This is a genomic window from Salinivibrio siamensis (assembly GCF_001996005.1).
In the GTDB taxonomy this organism is placed as follows: Bacteria; Pseudomonadota; Gammaproteobacteria; order Enterobacterales; family Vibrionaceae; genus Salinivibrio; species Salinivibrio siamensis.
The window spans coordinates 61,923-78,767 of sequence record NZ_MUFB01000012.1 but is presented as its reverse complement, the minus strand read 5'-3'; the positions used below and the strand labels follow the sequence as shown (position 1 = coordinate 78,767).

The following is a 16,845-nucleotide window of genomic DNA, read 5'->3' as shown; positions in this document are numbered from 1 at the left end:
CCTGATCTTGATACCAACCGACTTATTGAACGTTTACTGACGCTTGTGTAAAGCGGTAGAGATAATGTGGTCCGCCCGCTTTCGGGCCGGTGCCTGACAGGCCACGGCCACCAAATGGCTGAACCCCAACTACCGCGCCGACTTGATCGCGGTTTACATAGCAGTTACCCACGCGCGCTCGGTGCTCAATATGAGCACATGTGGTTTCATTACGGCTATGCACACCCATTGTCAGACCAAAACCAGTGCGGTTGATATCATCAATCACTTTGTCGAGTTCGTTTGCGCGATAACGAACAATGTGCAAAATCGGACCAAAGTGCTCTTCGCTCAACTGGTCAATGCTGCGAATTTCAAAGGCCGTTGGCGGGACAAAGGTGCCTTTATCACACTCAGACGAGAGCGAGACTTGGGTGACCAATTTGCCGCTGCGTTTCATTTGTTCAATGTGAGCAAGCAATTTGTCTTTCGCGGTTTGATCAATCACCGGACCCACATCGGTAGAAAGGCGCTCTGGTCGCCCCACCGACAACTCAGCCATTGCGCCTTTAATCAGGCTAATTACACGGTCTGCAATATCCTCTTGAATGTATAGAACACGCAGGGCTGAACAGCGCTGACCCGCGGACGCAAACGCTGAGCGCAATACATCACGCACCACTTGCTCAGGTAACGCGGTACTGTCGACCAGCATGGCGTTTTGTCCGCCGGTTTCTGCCACCACAGGCACAGGATCAGCGTCACGCTCAGCCAATGTACGTGTGATACGCTGAGCAGTAGGCGTTGACCCTGTGAATGCCACACCGGCAATGCGGCTGTCTTCGGTCAATGGCGCACCCACCACAGGTCCACTGCCCGGGAGCAGTTGGATAACGCCAGCTGGGATCCCGGTTTCAAGTAGCAACTCAATCGCGCGATAAGCGATAATGGAGGTTTGCTCTGCCGGTTTTGCCACCACGGTATTACCGGCTACCAGCGCCGCACTGACTTGCCCCAAGAAGATAGCCAATGGGAAGTTCCACGGGCTAATACAGGTAAATACGCCACGACCTTGATAGCTCACGGACTGTATCTGGCCATCAAAGCCTGTGTATGAAAGCGGCTCGCCCTGCAACGCTTCGGCCTGCTCGGGGTAGTAACGCAAAAAGTCGACCGCTTCACGCACTTCATCAATGCTGTCGTGAATCGTTTTACCGGCTTCGCGATGACAAATCGCCACCAATTCACCCAAATTCGCTTCGAGTTTATCAGCCAAGTCAAGTAAGTACTTACCACGCTCACTAACCGCTGTTTTCGACCACTCTGGGTAAGCATTCGCGGCAATATCGAGTGCATTGTTCACCTGATCAGACGTCGCCCAGTCAACTTGGCCGACAGGCTCCTCGCGATCATAAGGCGCAGCGATAGGATGCGTGTCACCAGCCAGACGCTGGCCATTGACAATGGGGCCGGCCTGCCATTGGTGCGCGCCCATAAAAGGCGCAACGCTTGCGGTGAATGGTTGCCATTCTGAGTCGATATCGGTCGCCACGCCTTGAGAGTTCTTGCGTGAGGGGCCAAAGATATCTAACGGCAGGGGGATACGATCGTTATGCAGTGTTTGGTTGGCACGCAATGTATCGACAGGATCGGCGATAAGATCATCAATCGGGCAACGCGCGTCGACCAAACGGTGAACGAACGAGCTGTTTGCGCCATTTTCCAGTAAGCGACGCACCAAATAAGGGAGCAAGTCTTTGTGGCTGCCCACTGGGGCATAAATGCGCACCTCGGTATTAAATAAGGCTTTTGCATGGTTGTACAGCGCGTCACCCATGCCATGAAGGCGCTGGAACTCAAAGTCTTGATGGGATGCCATCGAGGCTATCGCGGCGATGGTATGGGCGTTATGACTGGCAAATTGCGGATAAATGAGGCCGCGGACATGCTCGCTCAACAGAAAACGGGCACAGGCGAGATAAGAGACATCAGTCGCCTCTTTACGGGTGAATACCGGATAGCCATGGTGTCCACCTTGCTGGCATAGTTTAATCTCGCTATCCCAGTACGCCCCTTTTACCAAGCGCATTGGGATCACATCACCTTGCTCTTTTGCTAACGCCGCTAACCAAGTAATCACAGGGAGCGCGCGTTTTGAATAGGCTTGCACCACCAAACCAAATTTACCCCAGCCCTGAACCACAGGATCGCGATATAGCTTTTCAAATAGGGCTAGCGAGAGTTCTAGACGATCCGCTTCTTCAGCATCAATGGTGATCGCCACATCTTTTTCACGGGCACGCTTGAGCAGTACCAACACAGTGTCGAACATTTCGTTCATCATGCGATCGTAGTTAGCTGCTTCATAGCGCGGATGCAAAGCCGACAGCTTAATCGACACCGACGGCGATGGACCTTGGTAGCTCGATTTAGCCTCGCCCACAGATTCAATGGCTTGTAAGTAGTCCGCTAAGTAGGCTTTAGCATCTTCTTGAGTGAGTGCCGCTTCCCCTAACATATCGAATGAGTAGGTAAAGCCGTTATTGCGGGGGCCTTCACCGTTCTTTTGCGCCTCATCAATATCACGGCCAAGCACGAACTGGTGGCCCATGATTTTCATCGCCTGATGCATGGCTTGGCGAATCACTGGCTCGGACATTTTGTTAACAAGACGGTTTATAACAGAGGCTGGTTTCCCTTCGGTGCTTTCATCCAAGGTCACCACTTTTCCGGTGAGCATCAGTCCCCACGTTGAGGCATTAACAAACAGGGAGTCGGAGTGGCGCAAATGGGCTTTCCAGTCAGCAACACTCAGTTTATCGCGGATAAGTGCATCGGCCGTGTGCGAATCAGGGATCCGCATCAGCGCTTCAGCCAGACACATCAACAAAATCCCTTCACGGGTATCCAGGCTGTACTCAAGCAAGAGCGCATCAATCATTTGAACGGCTTTTTTATCCGCCCGCACCTGCTCAATCAACTGCGTGGCTTGACGACGTGTTTGCTCACGCTCACTGTCAGTGGCTTCCGCTAAGGGAATTAACTGTTGAAGCCATAGGCTTTCGTCAACGCAATACAGCGGAGAGATTTCAGACCAGATCTGCGCTAGTGGGCGCTCGATAAACGAGGGCTGCATAGCATCGATGGCTTTAAACATAGTGGTATCCTCACTCACGTCCTCCCAAACTCGGGCAGGAAAAATGTTACGTCATTGTTACTTTGCGATCGATTCTATGCGTGGTCTATCAGTAGGGTCTTACAAAATACACCGGCATTATTGCAAAATCCTCCGATGATTAACAAATAAAGCTGTCGATCGCCATAATGGCATAACAAATGAAGTGCATATTATTGATGCCTGAGACGGCGAAAGCACATCGGGCCAAGCTTAAACCGAGCCCTTAAACTTGGCAGGAGAAAGGCCAAAATAGCGAGAAAATGCATTAGTGAAACCGCTTTGGCTAGAGAAACCGCAGCTATCGGCAATTTGTGCCATGGTCAATTCACTTTCTTTAATCAGTTGTTTCGCTAAGGCAAAGCGTTTTTCAAGCACATATTGATGTGGCGTGGTGCCCACCTGCTCTTTAAATAACTGGTGGAATTGGCTTTCAGCCAGAAAAACACTGCCCGCTAACTGCGCCACCGAGATTTTGCGGCTGATGTGCTGATGAATATAACGGTCAATGATATCCATGTTTAAACGGTGACCATCACGTCGCGGAGAAACATGATCACGGAAATGGCGATGTAACACGCACATCAGCGTATCCGCACAAGCGCGGCTAAGCAGCAAATCAGACGGGTTGGCGATCATCTCTGCGGTCAGCGCCTTGATCAGCATTTGCGCGTGAGTGTCGAGTTGGAAGTAAGGCTCGCGACTAAACAAACGCGCAATGTTGTCATGCATGGACGCATGCCCCACCCATTCTTGGTATGGAAGATTAATCACCAGAATTTCATTACGTCCAACCCCGGTAAATGCATGCTCGTGTGATTCCTCCACCAAACAGCCTTGGCCTGGGCCAACCAGACTGCCACGCCCATCAACATCGAATTCCGTTTGCCCTTGCAGACCAATCACGACCTGCTTGTACTCATGGCTATGGTGAAGCTGTTGCCGAGGCAAGGCGATCACTTCAGAGACTTTGGGTGTTTTCACCACCATGGCTATCCCTCTCGGTGCGGATTACGGGTTTGCCGCCAAACATTCAAGTACCTTTTCCTCATTCTGGCACGCTTATCACCCGTGTGCGACTGGATTCTATGTGCTTATTCTCAACTTTACGGAACAATGATCAAGTAGTGCATTTTTTACGGCCTCTGTCATTTTGACGCTAAAAATGCGAAGGATCCCTCATGTATTTCTTGTTGATCGGATGAAAGCCGGATGTAACGCGATAAAAAAACCACCACAAAAATAGATAAAAAATATAAAATTCAAACATTTAAACCTTGTTCGATGAAAGCCTCACTGACTTGATCATTGTTTCGAGGCGATCAAAGGGGATCAACACCTTGATCATTCTTCCGTTTTATCGTGTCTTCACGCAATCTTATTTGAAGCAAGCCACCGCTTAAGGTAATCTCGCATAAACATAAAAACCATGAGCACAGTTGCACCGATCACGTCGCAGAATGCTGACTGCCGTCAAATAATTAGCACGGTTTGCGTGGCAACGCGGGTTTCCGTGATAGTCTACTTTTTGGACATAGGTATTATTATTGCGACATGCGTAAGCAAGGGAACTATGACAACGAAATATATAAAAGCGTTATGCTTAGCGCTCCCTCCCCTACTGCTAACCGAGTTGGCGTTCGCTGAAAACGCGTCTTCCGCTGATAATCTCGATCCGGTCAGTGAGTTGGTTGAGAAACTCCGCGATAAAGAAGATACGTTGGAGGCTCGAAACGATGAACTGGCTCTGCAGCAGGCGAAATTGGATGACCTTTTGGTCAAGCGCGCGACGTTAGAAGATGAGCTGAGCAACCTGAAACGCAAACGCAGTAATGCTAAAGCAGAGCTGGATGCGAAATTTCAGGATTTAATTGCCGATCCGAGCACAGATATCAGCCCGTATCAGCAGGCCTACCAACAAGCATGGCAGCAGGTGAACAACCACCAGCAAACACAAGCTGCCAACGAGTCCGCCATTATCGAGCAGAAGAAACGACTGGCGAAACTTGAACGAGAACAAGCACTATTGGCAACAACCCTTGAGAATTTACATGAGGCCATGCGCGAAGCACGCGCGGAACGTCTACGTAAAGAGCTCACCCAAAAAGACACTATTGAAGTTGTCCATAGCTTGACCTGTTCGCCCAACATGACATTGTCGGCGTGCGCGAACCAAGGTGAGACGCTGACCATGCAAAAAGCGATTCGTGACTTCCGAGGCCAGGTAACGGACTTTGTCACCGAATCCAATGCAGTGAAGCAAAACATCGATAAAGTCGCGTTTAATATCCACGTCACTAACAGTGAAGTTGTTGACGCAGGCTTTACCGGTGGTATGGACTACACAACGCGTATTAAAGCGGAGCTGGTAAGCCGCCCTGATAAAACGGCGGCATGTCGACTGCTTGATCTTGAAGACAGATACTGTGTTGAAACCACCCAAGCACAGCAGCAAGCCAATCGTAAACAGCAGGCGAAACGCTGGGTTAACGTGACGATACGGTCTAATCGTTACGATGACAGTGTGACCATTAATGATGTGTCATACGGAAGTACGCCCGTAGAACTCATGCTGCCAGTGGGCAATCATGACTTAACGGTCACTAAACCTGGTTTTGTGCCTTATGATCGCGAAGTCTACCTCGGTAAAGATCAAGTAGTGTGGGCCAAACTGAAAGAGCAGCCTAATCAGCCGCCAAGCCCAGGTAAAAAGTTCACTGACCCTGTTGCCAACAATCTCGAAGCACCGCAAATGGTGGTGATCGGCGCTGGCGAATACAAAGTAGGGCCAGATGCACGTGAAAATGTGGCTATTCAGCAATCATTTGCGATGGGCGCAACGCCCGTCACGGTGGAGCAATTTGACGCCTTTGTGACAGCCTCCGGTTATGTCACCGCGGCTGAACAAGGCAATGGCTGCAATATGCTGGTGAATGGCGAGATCAACCAAAGCCTAGAGACAGATTGGCGTCAACCCGGCTTTGATCAAGCGGCTGACTCTCCGGTCGTTTGTGTGAATAAAGATGATGCCGAGGCTTACACCAAGTGGCTAAGCCAACAAACGGGGCAGCGCTACGCACTTCCAAACGATGTTGAGTGGGAAGTGGCCGCCCGTGGTGGCACGGAAAGCGATTACTGGTGGGGCAATGAAATCGGTGTCGGCAACGCCAATACAGGCTGGAGCGGCACAGTATGGTCAAACGACCGCACCTCACCGGTTAAAAGCTTTCCGCCTAACCCATTCGGTGTTTATGACACCGCGGGGAATGTTTGGGAGTGGGTGAGCAATGATACGCCTGTCGCTCGTGGCGGTGCGTGGAACTTTTCACCTCAACGCTCACGCGTTTCCGAGCGTTTGGAGTTAGGCGAAAACACCAGCGCTAACTACCTTGGGTTCCGCGTGGTGCGAGATATCAAAACCCCTTAATCTCGTCACACTGAGCCTCATCACCATGGTAGAAACAAACGCCGCTATTCGCAGCGGCGTTTTTTGTTTGGGGGCAAGCCATTTTGTCTTGATGCTTTTGACCCTAGACACCGACACAACCTAAACAATATCAAGCCTGATTGAACGAGCGAAAACTAACAATCTTTATATTAAGTTGCTTGATTCGATGTCAATAGGTCAAATCCCCCCTACCCAACGTCTAGCCTTCTGGATATAGTAAACCCCGTAAACGCGATTTGTCCCGATGAATGCGTTTATAGCAGTTCCTAACACTGTTAGGTGCAGTCAGATACCAGCGTCGTCACTTACCCTCAGACATCCGCTTGGTATCTCGACAACCTCTTCTACACGTCGTACAGGATATGTCCTGAAAGGGAAATCTTGTCTTTGCCGGCTTTATGCCGGCTTTTTTTTATGCTCCAATAGCTTGTCCGTTTTTCTATATCTTGATGGGCGCTTGCGTCCAATAATAATAACAATGAATGGGTAAGCAATATGAGTCACGTTCCCCCTGCTCTGTCTATGCTAGAGCAATTACCTGGCTGCTGGGGCTGCAAAGATACTCAGTCGGTGTTTGTCTACGCCAATAGTGAATACTGCCGCCTCATGGGCCTCACACAACCGCAAGACTGCATAGGCAAAACCGACCATGATATGCCCTGCCCCACCACGCGTTGCGCCGATCAATTTCAAGCGCAAGACCAATATGTGATGAAAACAGGCAAGCGACTCCGTGTGCTCGATATTCATCCTTATGCCAATGGCCGTTGGCATGCGCACCTGTTTACCAAAACGCCTTGGTTCAATGAAAAGGGGCATATTTGTGGGGTCATGTTCTGTGGCCAGGAGCTCAGTGATACCGCTATTTTAGAAGTCGGGCATTGGGTGTGCCGTGCCGTCACCCACCCTGAACAAGCCTTGTGCGATCATCACCATAGTGACTCTCAGGTACACCTGACGTCACGAGAGCGGGAGGTCCTTTTCCTTCATCTGCATGGTAAGAAACCGCAATTGATCGCACAGACATTGTCGGTGTCCGTCAAAACCATTGAGAACCACTTTGCGCATTTACGCGAAAAGTTCGATGTCGACTCCAAAGCAGGTTTATTAGAGCATGCGCTCGCGCAAGGGTTTGGCTCCGCGATTCCCGAAAGCTTATTAACCCAACAATTGTCTGTGGTGCTGCGAGATTAAACAAGCAGCCCCCAACTCAACCGTGCGCCATCTCGCCGTCATTCTGGGAGGACGAGATGGCGTCTCCCACCGCTATCGTCAAGGCCGCGTCACAAGCTACGGCGCTAGGCGTTCAATCGCCCAGCGATCACCCTCTTGGCGCTGATATAAGAAACGGTCGTGCAAGCGGTGCTCGCCACCTTGCCAAAACTCAATACTTTGGGGCTTGATTCGATAGCCGCCCCAGAATGTAGGGACAGGCACTTCCCCTTTCTCGAACTGCTTTTTCAGCTCTAAAAACTTGCCTTCTAACGCCGAGCGTGCTGATAAGCGTTCGCTTTGCTTGCTTGCCCATGCCGCGATCTGGCTTTCTTTGGGGCGGGAAGTGAAATACTTAAATACCTCTTTTTTACTCAGAGGCTCCGCCTCACCCATAATATGGACTTGTCGCTCAATAAAATGCCAAGGAAAGTGCAAACTAATCTTGCTGTTTTTTTTCAAATGTAGCGCTTTGCGACTCCCCAAGTTGGTGTAAAAAACAAACCCCTCTTGATTAAAGTCTTTAAGCAAAACGATGCGCTGAAAAGGTTGCCCATCTTCATCGACAGTGGCGACAGTCATTGCGGTTGGATCAGGCACTTGGGTATCAATGGCTTGTTGTAACCACTGGCCAAATAAATCCATAGGCGCGTCGGGTAAATCGTCACGACGCAATCCCCCTTGGGTGTATTCTCTTCGAATATCTGACAACTCCATTGCTTTCTCCAATTCGTTTATTTTCAGCTATTTTGCGCAGGTACCTAACGATACACAAGTGCAATTTATTACCGTGGCGACAGAAACAGGGATCAATGACCCCAACGTTTTTCATTGCTCAGGCTTGGCGACGTGAGCGGTCTATATTCTCATCGCGCTGGCCCACTCGGAGAGTGAGAAAGTCTGCAAAAAATCAGCACCATAGACTAAGCTTGAAGGAAGTGAAACACCCGATGGGGGTCAGATGGCGATACGTGATAAATCTCGCGCGAGCTTGCCCCGAGATGAGCACCTCGATTACATCGATGACAAGACGGCCGCACTTTTGCTCAACACGCCGAAAAGTGCTCGCGTTTTGCTATGGACTATCGTGCTATTTTTGATTGTCGCCACGGCCTGGGCATCACAAGCACAGCTCGATAAAGTGACCGTCGGACAAGGAAAAGTGATCCCCTCTTCACAGCTTCAAGTCGTGCAAAACCTTGAGGGGGGCTTGGTCAAAGCGCTCTTAGTCCAAGAAGGCGACAAAGTGAATAAAGGGCAACGGCTTATCCTCATTGACGATACCCTCTTTCGCGCCAATTTCCGAGAAAGAGAACAAGAGTTGCTCGGTCTACGCGCAGATAGGTTGCGCCTGCAAGCGTTGCTCGCCGCTATTCGTGTCGATGAAACCGTGCCTTTTGAGCAATGGCGAGAAAGTATCCTGCTTGAGCGCCAACCACTCTTGTTTCCGGACGTCTTTACCACGACACGCCCAAACTTGATCACGCAGACACAAGCGCGATATCAAGAACAGCTTTCTAATATTCAAAATCAGCTCTATGTCACCGCGCAAAAAATCCGACAAAAGGAACAAGAGCTTGTCGAATTGGAGTCTCGAATCGCGAATCTCGAACAAAGCCAAGCATTCGCGCAAGAGGAGCTCGATATCACACGCCCGCTTGCCGATGAAGGCGTTGTCCCCAAAATCGACTTACTCAAGCTCCAGCGCCAATTAAATGATACTCAGCGTGAGTTATCCTCAGCGCAGCTTTCTCTCCCTTCCGTGGTCTCCTCATTGCGCGAAGCTGTTTTCCAACGTATTGATGTTGCATTAACGTTTCGCACCGACCAGCAAGAGCGACTCAACCAAGTAGAGAAGCAAATTGCCGCAATGTCTGAAGGGCGTGTTGGATTACAGGATAAAGTCTCACGCACCGTCGTGACCTCACCTGTCAAGGGAACGGTTAAAAAGCTGCACGTCAACACAGTAGGCGGTGTCATCCAACCAGGTATGGACATTATAGAAATCGTACCGTCCGAGGATAACCTCTTGATTGAGGCAAAAATTGCCCCTCAAGATATTGCTTTCTTACGTCCAGGCCTTAATGCCGTGGTCAAATTCAGCGCTTACGATTTTACCGTCTATGGCGGACTGGATGGCAAGCTTGAAACCATCAGTGCTGATACCATCGAAGACGAAGAGGGAAACAGTTTTTATCTCGCCAAAATACGTGCCGAAAAAGACAGCTTGGGCACAGAAAAAAGCTTACCCATAATTCCAGGCATGACAGCCTCCGTCGACATTATCACGGGTAAACGCACGGTTTTGGATTACTTACTTAATCCCATTACGCGCGCGCAAAAAACAGCATTGCGCGAATAAAGAGGCAACAGGCTTTATGGCTTACCACTTTCCTTGGCAACCATTTTGGTTCATCGCCCTTACAATTGGATTAGTCGCGCCGGCTCATAGCCAGTCCCTTGAGCAAGCCGTAGTGACAACGCTGGCCACGGATCCTGAGTTGCGTGGCGCATTTCATCAGCTGCAAAGCCTTCATGAGAGAACAAAGGCCAGTGAGGGCGACTATCTACCCGACATTGATTTGAATGCGGGGATTGGCTACGAACGCATCGATAATGATACAACACAAGCGCAAGATGACCTCGATTTTGCGAGAAAAGATGCCACCCTCAACGTTCGGCAATTAGTGTGGGATGGACAAACACACAACAACATTGCTCGTAATCGTTATGAGACTGAGAGCCAGCGCTTTCAACTGCGTTCCGATGCCTCCGATAAAGCACTCCAGGTCGCAGAAGTGTATCTTGAGATACTTAAAGCCCAGCAGGTGCTAGATCTCTCTAGCGCGAACATGACGGTACATGAGGAGATTCTGTCTGATATTCGTCGCCGAGCAGATACGGGGATCGGCTCAACGGCCGATCTCTCCCAAGTCCAAGCGCGTGTTGCACGGGCCCGAGCCAACCTCTTATCCGCTGAAACCAATCTAGAGGATGCCTTTACCGCATTTTTTCGCGTGGTTGGCGAGCCCGCAAACAATCCTGTCCAACCCGTTATTGATGACGCTCGCCTCCCAACCTCACTGGAGAGTGCCCTTGAACAAGCCGTCAAACGTAACCCGCTACTCAAGCTGGCGCGTTACGATATTGAAGCGGCAAAATCACAGTATCAACAATTTAAAGGGGCGCACCACCCAAACATCAGTCTAGAAGTCAGCCAAACTTGGGCGGATGAAGTCAGCGGCGTGGATGATTTTAGTGATGAATTTAGCGCCATGCTACGCGTGCGTTACCAACTGTTTAATGGCGGTAGCGATCAAGCCGATATCCGACGAGGCGCCTATGAGGTAAATCGAACCAAAGATATCTTTGATAACGCCTATCGGCAATTGGAAGAAAGCACCCGATTAGCTTGGAGTGCGTTTCAGCTCACTGAGCAACAAAAAGTCCTTTTGCAGCAGCAAGTTGATGCCGCTTCGGATACAGTGCAAGCGTATGAAAAACAATTTAGAATTGGACGACGAACGCTGCTCGACCTGCTAAATACTGAAAACGAGTTACTAGAGGCGAGGCGCGCTTACCTAAACGCAAACTATGATCATTTGCTTGCACAGTATCGTTTACTCAACAATACCGGTCATTTATTGGAAGCGTTGAGAGTATCCTTACCCGAACAGTGGCAAGGGACAGAAGGAGAAACGGAATGAAAGTATTCGGACTGAGCCTCATTCTTGTGCTCGTAACCGGATGTACGGTGGCACTCTCTCCGCCCCCTACGGCCAAGCAAATTCATGACGTGACCGACAGTGATCAAGATGGCGTGATCAACGCCCGTGATAGATGCGCCAATACGCCACGCGGCGCCGTCGTTGATAATCAAGGCTGTCCCAATTACATTCAACCTACCAGCGAGCACCCGTCACCCACCGCATCAGCACGACAAATCGATGTGTTCTTTGCCCTCGATACCGCAAAAGTGACGACCGACGCTATAACCGATATCGACGCTATGGCAGACTTTCTCATGAATTACCCTGATACTGAGCTCCGTTTAACCGGTCACGCCAGTGCGGACGGTTCGACATCCTACAATCACGCGCTCTCTTATCGTCGAGCAATGACTGTTAAACGTGCGCTTATCGATCGTGGCATTACACCACAACGAATCGACGTGGTTGCCAAAGGAGAGACGGACGCTAAGCATGGTAGTGAATCGGCCGATAAGTATCGGCGAGTCAGTGGTGAAGTATTGAATTTTAAAGGGGATGTCGAGAAAGCATGGACCATCTTCACGCGTCGACCTCAGTCTTAAAGCGAAAATATTTATGAAGCAATGGCATATTGCCGGGTTATGTTTGTTGCTCTCTCTCAGCGCGATGAGCCTGACCACCAAAGAGTCACGCTGGGTGGGGCAAGTGTCGAGTTTTTATGGTGAACGCGCGGGTAAGCGTGTCACGGCATGGCGCAACATGGTGGAAAATACGCAAGGCGTGTCAGAGCAAGAAAAGCTGCGCAAAGTGAACGATTTTTTTAATCAGCTGTATTTTGTCGATGATATCGACTTATGGGGAAAAAAAGACTATTGGGCAACGCCCTTAGAGTTTCTTGGCGCAGCGGCCGGTGATTGTGAAGACTTTAGTATTGCAAAATATTTTTCTCTTCGCGAATTAGGCATTGATGATAAAAAACTGCGCCTGGTGTACGTAAAAGCAATCCGTCTCGACCAATTTCATATGGTCGTTGCGTATTACCCAACGCCATCATCCGAGCCGGTGCTACTCGATAACTTAGATCCAACAATTAAACGTGCGTCGTTACGACGCGATCTACTGCCAATATATAGCTTCAATGGTAGCCGACTATGGTTAATGAAAGAACGCGGCCAAGGCGAGCTTGCAGGCAACGCTTCCCGGCTTGGCCTTTGGAACGATTTACGTAGCCGTATCGACACCTTAAAGATGCAAAARCCGATTAGACAATTTGATAGGTAAACACCGATGACGTTATTCAATCAAATATTCTCGTGGATGCTAGTGATTTTCTTCTGCATAGTGCTGGCCGTCTTCGGTATCGAGCTGAATACCACACGCAACTTTTTACTCAATCAGCAAACCTCTGATGTCAACAACACGGTCAATTCGATGGGGCTAGCCTTAGCACCCTACTTAGAATCGGATGATAAAGTCGCCGCCGAGTCGGTGATCAATGCGTTTTTTGATGGCGGTTTTTACCGCGAAGTTAATCTGACCTTGCTGTCAGATAACAGTGAGATTGTTCGCGAGTATCCCGTACAAATCCAGGGTGTGCCCCAGTGGTTTATCGACCTCGATGTTTTCCCTGTGATCACCGAAAAACAAACCATCACCAGTGGTTGGATGCAACTTGCCGAAGTCGAAGTGGTCGCGCATCCAGGTTATGCGTATAAGCAACTGTGGAAATCATTTGTCCAGTTAGGGACAATTTTGGCAATCATCTTTTTGGTCGCGTCCGTGATCATTGGTTGGCAATTACAGCGATCGCTGAGACCCCTTGCCCGTATTACGGCTAAAGCAGGCGAAATCGCCAAAAACAAGTTTGGTGATCCCATTCCGCTCCCTCCCACGACAGAGCTAAAAACCGTGGTCAGTGCCATTAATGTCATGACCGATCAGCTCAAACACTACTTTGAACAACAGGCAAAAGAAGCCGATAGGTTACGTAAAACCGCCTACCGAGATGCGGTATCTGGCCTTGGCAACCGCAGCTTCTATGTTGGCCAGCTTAAATCTTGGTTAACTGAATCGGGTGTTGGCGGTATGGTCTTAATCAAAGTGGATCTCATTGGAGAGGCCTATAAAAACCAAGGCTTCGAATTTGGGGATCGTATTGTTGAGCAATTTGCGAATAACCTCACCACCACGATTATCAGCGACGACAGCATGACAGCTGCGCGCTTGAGCAAAGATGAATTTGTGATCCTAGCGCCTAACTCAGACCCCGATGACTTGCGCTTACTCGGCGAGAGTGTGCTCGCCATGGTAGTAGACATGCAAGCGGATCCGACCGGTCTCACGCCGCCTAAGGTAGCAGTGGGGTTAGCCATCAACGGCGGCGGAAATCAGGATGCCAGTGTGCTGCTGTCACAAGCGGATAACGCCTTGTCACAGGCACGCAATACGCCGGAGCACCCTGTCGTACTGATTGATCAATCCATCGGTGACGCTGCAATGGGTAAACAGCAATGGAAAGCACTGCTGCATGAAGCCGTGGCCAAAGAGCTGTTTGTGTTCAAATACCAACCCGCCACAGACAGCGAATCAAACCGGTTGCATCAAGAGGTCTTTTCCGCGATAGAAAAGGACGAGCACTATTATGGCGCTGGCCACTTTTTAGGGGCGGTAGAGCAGCTCCAACTGGGTGAAACCCTCGATAAATATGTCATCACTCACGTGATTAAAACCTTGTCTCAAGACGCTAGCGTCGGCCCATTGGCGGTTAACCTCACCTTAAGTAGTGTGACCAATGCGTCATTTATTCGGTGGTTGGGGACAACCTTGTACCAGCACCGCAAACTGGCAGGCCAACTGTTATTTGAGATCCCAGAGGTCGCTTTTGTCCGTCACGCTGACCACACTGGCTTGTTGACCGATCAAATCCGTCAAGCAGGCTTCCAATTTGGGGTCGATAATTATGGCCGCAACTTCCAGTCTTTGGACTACTTACAACGCTTTAAGCCCGATTACGTAAAAATAGACTTTGCCTATACCAGTCATATAGAAGACGACGCCCAAGGGCATGTTTTGGCATCCATTTGTCGTACCGCGCATAACTTAAACATCACTACTATCGCGACACGCGTGGAAACAGAAGCACAGCTTGCGCGCCTTTCCGAGTTGTTCGTCAATGGTTTCCAAGGCTATATCTTCAATAATACTCAGGACAGCCATGGTTAAAGATCCGCTTCTGCAATCATTGATTTATGTATCGCGTTACTTCGGTAACGCGAACTCCCCCGATGCCCTTGTGTCTGGGCTCCCTATCTCCGACGGCTACCTGTCACCTTTTTTACTGCCCCGCGCGGCTGAACGTGCGGGGATTGTCGCGAAAGAAGAAGCGATGCCACTCGAGCGCCTCTCTTCGCTGCTCTGCCCGGCTATTTTGCTAATGAAAGATAACGACGCGTGCGTCGTACTAGAAATGGATGCGAAAAAGGGGCGTGCGGAAATCGTTTTGCCGCATGCGGATATGACGCCGCGTTGGGTGATGCTTGATGATCTTAACGATGCGTATCTAGGGCGCCTTTTTTTGCTGAAAAAGCAATATCGCTTTGATGAACGCGCGCCAACAGCACAGGTGAAGGATGAGGGCCATTGGTTTTGGGGCACGCTCTGGCAATCACGTCATATTTATCGGGATGTCTTAATCGCCTCACTCTTTATCAATGTCTTTGCGATTAGTGTGCCGCTATTTTCTCGCCTCGTTTACGACAAAATCGTGCCTAACTTGGCCTTCGATTCACTGTGGGTGCTCGCGAGTGGGATTTTGGTCATTTTTGTCTTCGACTTACTCCTTAAACTGCTGCGCAGTTACTTTATTGATATTGCAGGTAAGAAAACAGATTTACTCATTTCTTCACGCATATATGCCAAAGTCATAGGGGTAAGAATGGACGCCAAGCCCCCTTCAGTCGGGGCCTTTGCACGGCATATGCAAGAATTTGAATCCATCCGCGAGTTTTTTACCTCGGCGTCTATATCCACCCTCATCGACCTCCCCTTTGCCATCATCTTCTTGCTCGTGATTTGGTTTGTCGCCGGTCCTTTAGTAATCGTGCCTATCATTGCGGTCACGTTATTGGTCATCCATGCATGGCTAATTCAAAAGCCCCTGCGGCGCACAATTGAGGAAGGGACACGTCTTTACGCCAACCTCATAGAAAGCCTGTCAGGGCTTGAGACCATTAAAATATTCGGGGCGGAGAGTCAGTTTCAGTATCGCTGGGAAGAAGCGGTGGCCCATATGGCAAACTGGAGCATCAAAACACGCCGTCTCACAGACTCAGTCCATAACTCGGCCAGTTTTGTTCAGCAGTTTGTCATCGTCAGTATGATTGTATTTGGTGTTTACCAAATAGCCGCGGGCGAACTGACAATGGGGGGATTGATTGCGGCAAGTATGCTGAGCTCAAGAGCAGTAGCGCCCTTGGTTCAATTGTCTTTGCTCTCGACACGCTATCACCAAGCAAAATCAGCACTCGATATCATCGACCAACTGATGGCATTGCCATCAGAACAAACCGAAGGTAAGCGTTATCTACATCGCCCGATGCTGCGTGGCAAAATTGAGCTCGATAAGGTTGACTTTCATTACCCTAACACCACTGCCCTCGCCTTACGCCAAGTGTCCTTTCGCATTTATCCCGGCGAAAAAGTCGGTATTATTGGCCGAGTGGGCTCAGGAAAAACAACGCTTGCCCGCCTGATAGTCGGCCTTTATTCTCCCACCCAAGGCTCGGTTGCCATCGATGATACCGATATCTCTCAACTTCATTATATCGACGTTCGTCGCAATGTCGGTTTTGTCCCTCAAGAGCCGACGCTATTCTTTGGCTCAATCAGAGAGAATATGACCCTCGGCCAACCCCTTGCCGATGATATTGATATTATGGACGCCGCTGCCCGCTCGGGCGTGTTAAGTTTTACCCAGTACCATGCCTCAGGACTAGAAAGACAAGTTGGGGAAGGTGGCGTCTTATTGTCTGGGGGACAGCGACAAGCCGTTGCAATTGCTCGCGCCTTTTTAGGTCGCCCACCTGTGATTTTACTCGACGAACCAACCAGTCAGATGGATAACCGCACAGAGCAGTTCATTAAAACGCAGCTAAAAGATTTACGCAGAGAGGAGACACTCATTCTCAGTACCCACAAAACCAGCATGCTGGATGTGGTTGACCGTCTTATTGTGATGGAGGAAGGATGTGTGGTCGCAGATGGACCGAAAAAGGCAGTGCTTCAGGCCTTAAAAGAAGGAAAAATCCGTAAAGTTGGCTAAC

At 49.8% G+C, this 16,845-nt stretch carries 11 protein-coding genes; 8 read left to right on the top strand and 3 right to left on the bottom strand.

Annotated features, from left to right (window positions below; all coding sequences use genetic code 11):
* Window positions 1-22: 22 nt before the first annotated feature.
* Together putA and BZG73_RS08100 are read right to left on the bottom strand one after the other, a co-directional pair.
* Window positions 23-3,136 carry a bifunctional proline dehydrogenase/L-glutamate gamma-semialdehyde dehydrogenase PutA gene (putA, locus tag BZG73_RS08105; protein WP_077668055.1) on the bottom strand — a complete coding sequence of 1,038 codons (3,114 nt, stop codon included), beginning with the start codon at window positions 3,134-3,136 and terminating at the stop codon, window positions 23-25.
* A 231-nt stretch (window positions 3,137-3,367) separates the two neighbouring features.
* On the bottom strand, window positions 3,368-4,144 hold the full coding sequence (locus BZG73_RS08100) for a helix-turn-helix transcriptional regulator (RefSeq protein ID WP_077606648.1): 777 nt from the start codon (window positions 4,142-4,144) through the stop codon (window positions 3,368-3,370).
* 583 nt (window positions 4,145-4,727) lie between these two features.
* Here BZG73_RS08100 and BZG73_RS08095 point away from each other — a divergent pair.
* Both BZG73_RS08095 and BZG73_RS08090 read left to right on the top strand, forming a co-directional pair.
* Entirely contained in the window at window positions 4,728-6,581 is a 1,854-nt protein-coding gene (locus BZG73_RS08095) for an SUMF1/EgtB/PvdO family nonheme iron enzyme (RefSeq protein WP_046075584.1), read from the top strand.
* Window positions 6,582-7,097: 516 nt separating this feature from the next.
* Complete coding sequence (locus tag BZG73_RS08090) at window positions 7,098-7,796, top strand: helix-turn-helix transcriptional regulator (RefSeq protein WP_077666027.1); 699 nt, start codon at window positions 7,098-7,100, stop codon at window positions 7,794-7,796.
* Between the two features lie 96 nt (window positions 7,797-7,892).
* Here the strand turns inward: BZG73_RS08090 and pdxH are convergent, their stop codons facing one another.
* Window positions 7,893-8,531, bottom strand: a complete 639-nt coding sequence (pdxH, locus tag BZG73_RS08085; protein WP_046075586.1) for a pyridoxamine 5'-phosphate oxidase — start codon at window positions 8,529-8,531, stop codon at window positions 7,893-7,895.
* Window positions 8,532-8,775: 244 nt separating this feature from the next.
* Between pdxH and BZG73_RS08080 the strand changes: the two genes are divergently transcribed.
* The 6 genes from BZG73_RS08080 to BZG73_RS08055 are packed head-to-tail and all read left to right on the top strand — an operon-like array spanning window position 8,776 to window position 16,844.
* On the top strand, window positions 8,776-10,176 hold the full coding sequence (locus tag BZG73_RS08080) for an HlyD family type I secretion periplasmic adaptor subunit (protein ID WP_046075587.1): 1,401 nt from the start codon (window positions 8,776-8,778) through the stop codon (window positions 10,174-10,176).
* Between the two features lie 16 nt (window positions 10,177-10,192).
* Window positions 10,193-11,521 carry a TolC family outer membrane protein gene (locus tag BZG73_RS08075; RefSeq protein ID WP_077668054.1) on the top strand — a complete coding sequence of 443 codons (1,329 nt, stop codon included), beginning with the start codon at window positions 10,193-10,195 and terminating at the stop codon, window positions 11,519-11,521.
* On the top strand, window positions 11,518-12,126 hold the full coding sequence (locus tag BZG73_RS08070; RefSeq protein WP_077639311.1) for an OmpA family protein: 609 nt from the start codon (window positions 11,518-11,520) through the stop codon (window positions 12,124-12,126). The genes BZG73_RS08075 and BZG73_RS08070 overlap by 4 nt, the downstream gene beginning before the upstream one ends.
* A 13-nt stretch (window positions 12,127-12,139) precedes the next feature.
* Window positions 12,140-12,805, top strand: a complete 666-nt coding sequence (locus tag BZG73_RS08065) for a transglutaminase-like cysteine peptidase (RefSeq protein WP_046075590.1) — start codon at window positions 12,140-12,142, stop codon at window positions 12,803-12,805.
* A 6-nt stretch (window positions 12,806-12,811) separates the two neighbouring features.
* Window positions 12,812-14,746: a bifunctional diguanylate cyclase/phosphodiesterase gene (locus BZG73_RS08060; protein ID WP_077668053.1), complete on the top strand. Its 1,935-nt coding sequence runs from the start codon at window positions 12,812-12,814 to the stop codon at window positions 14,744-14,746.
* Window positions 14,739-16,844: a type I secretion system permease/ATPase gene (locus BZG73_RS08055; RefSeq protein ID WP_077668052.1), complete on the top strand. Its 2,106-nt coding sequence runs from the start codon at window positions 14,739-14,741 to the stop codon at window positions 16,842-16,844. Before BZG73_RS08060 ends, BZG73_RS08055 begins: the two co-directional genes overlap by 8 nt.
* The last annotated feature ends 1 nt before the right edge of the window (window position 16,845 follow it).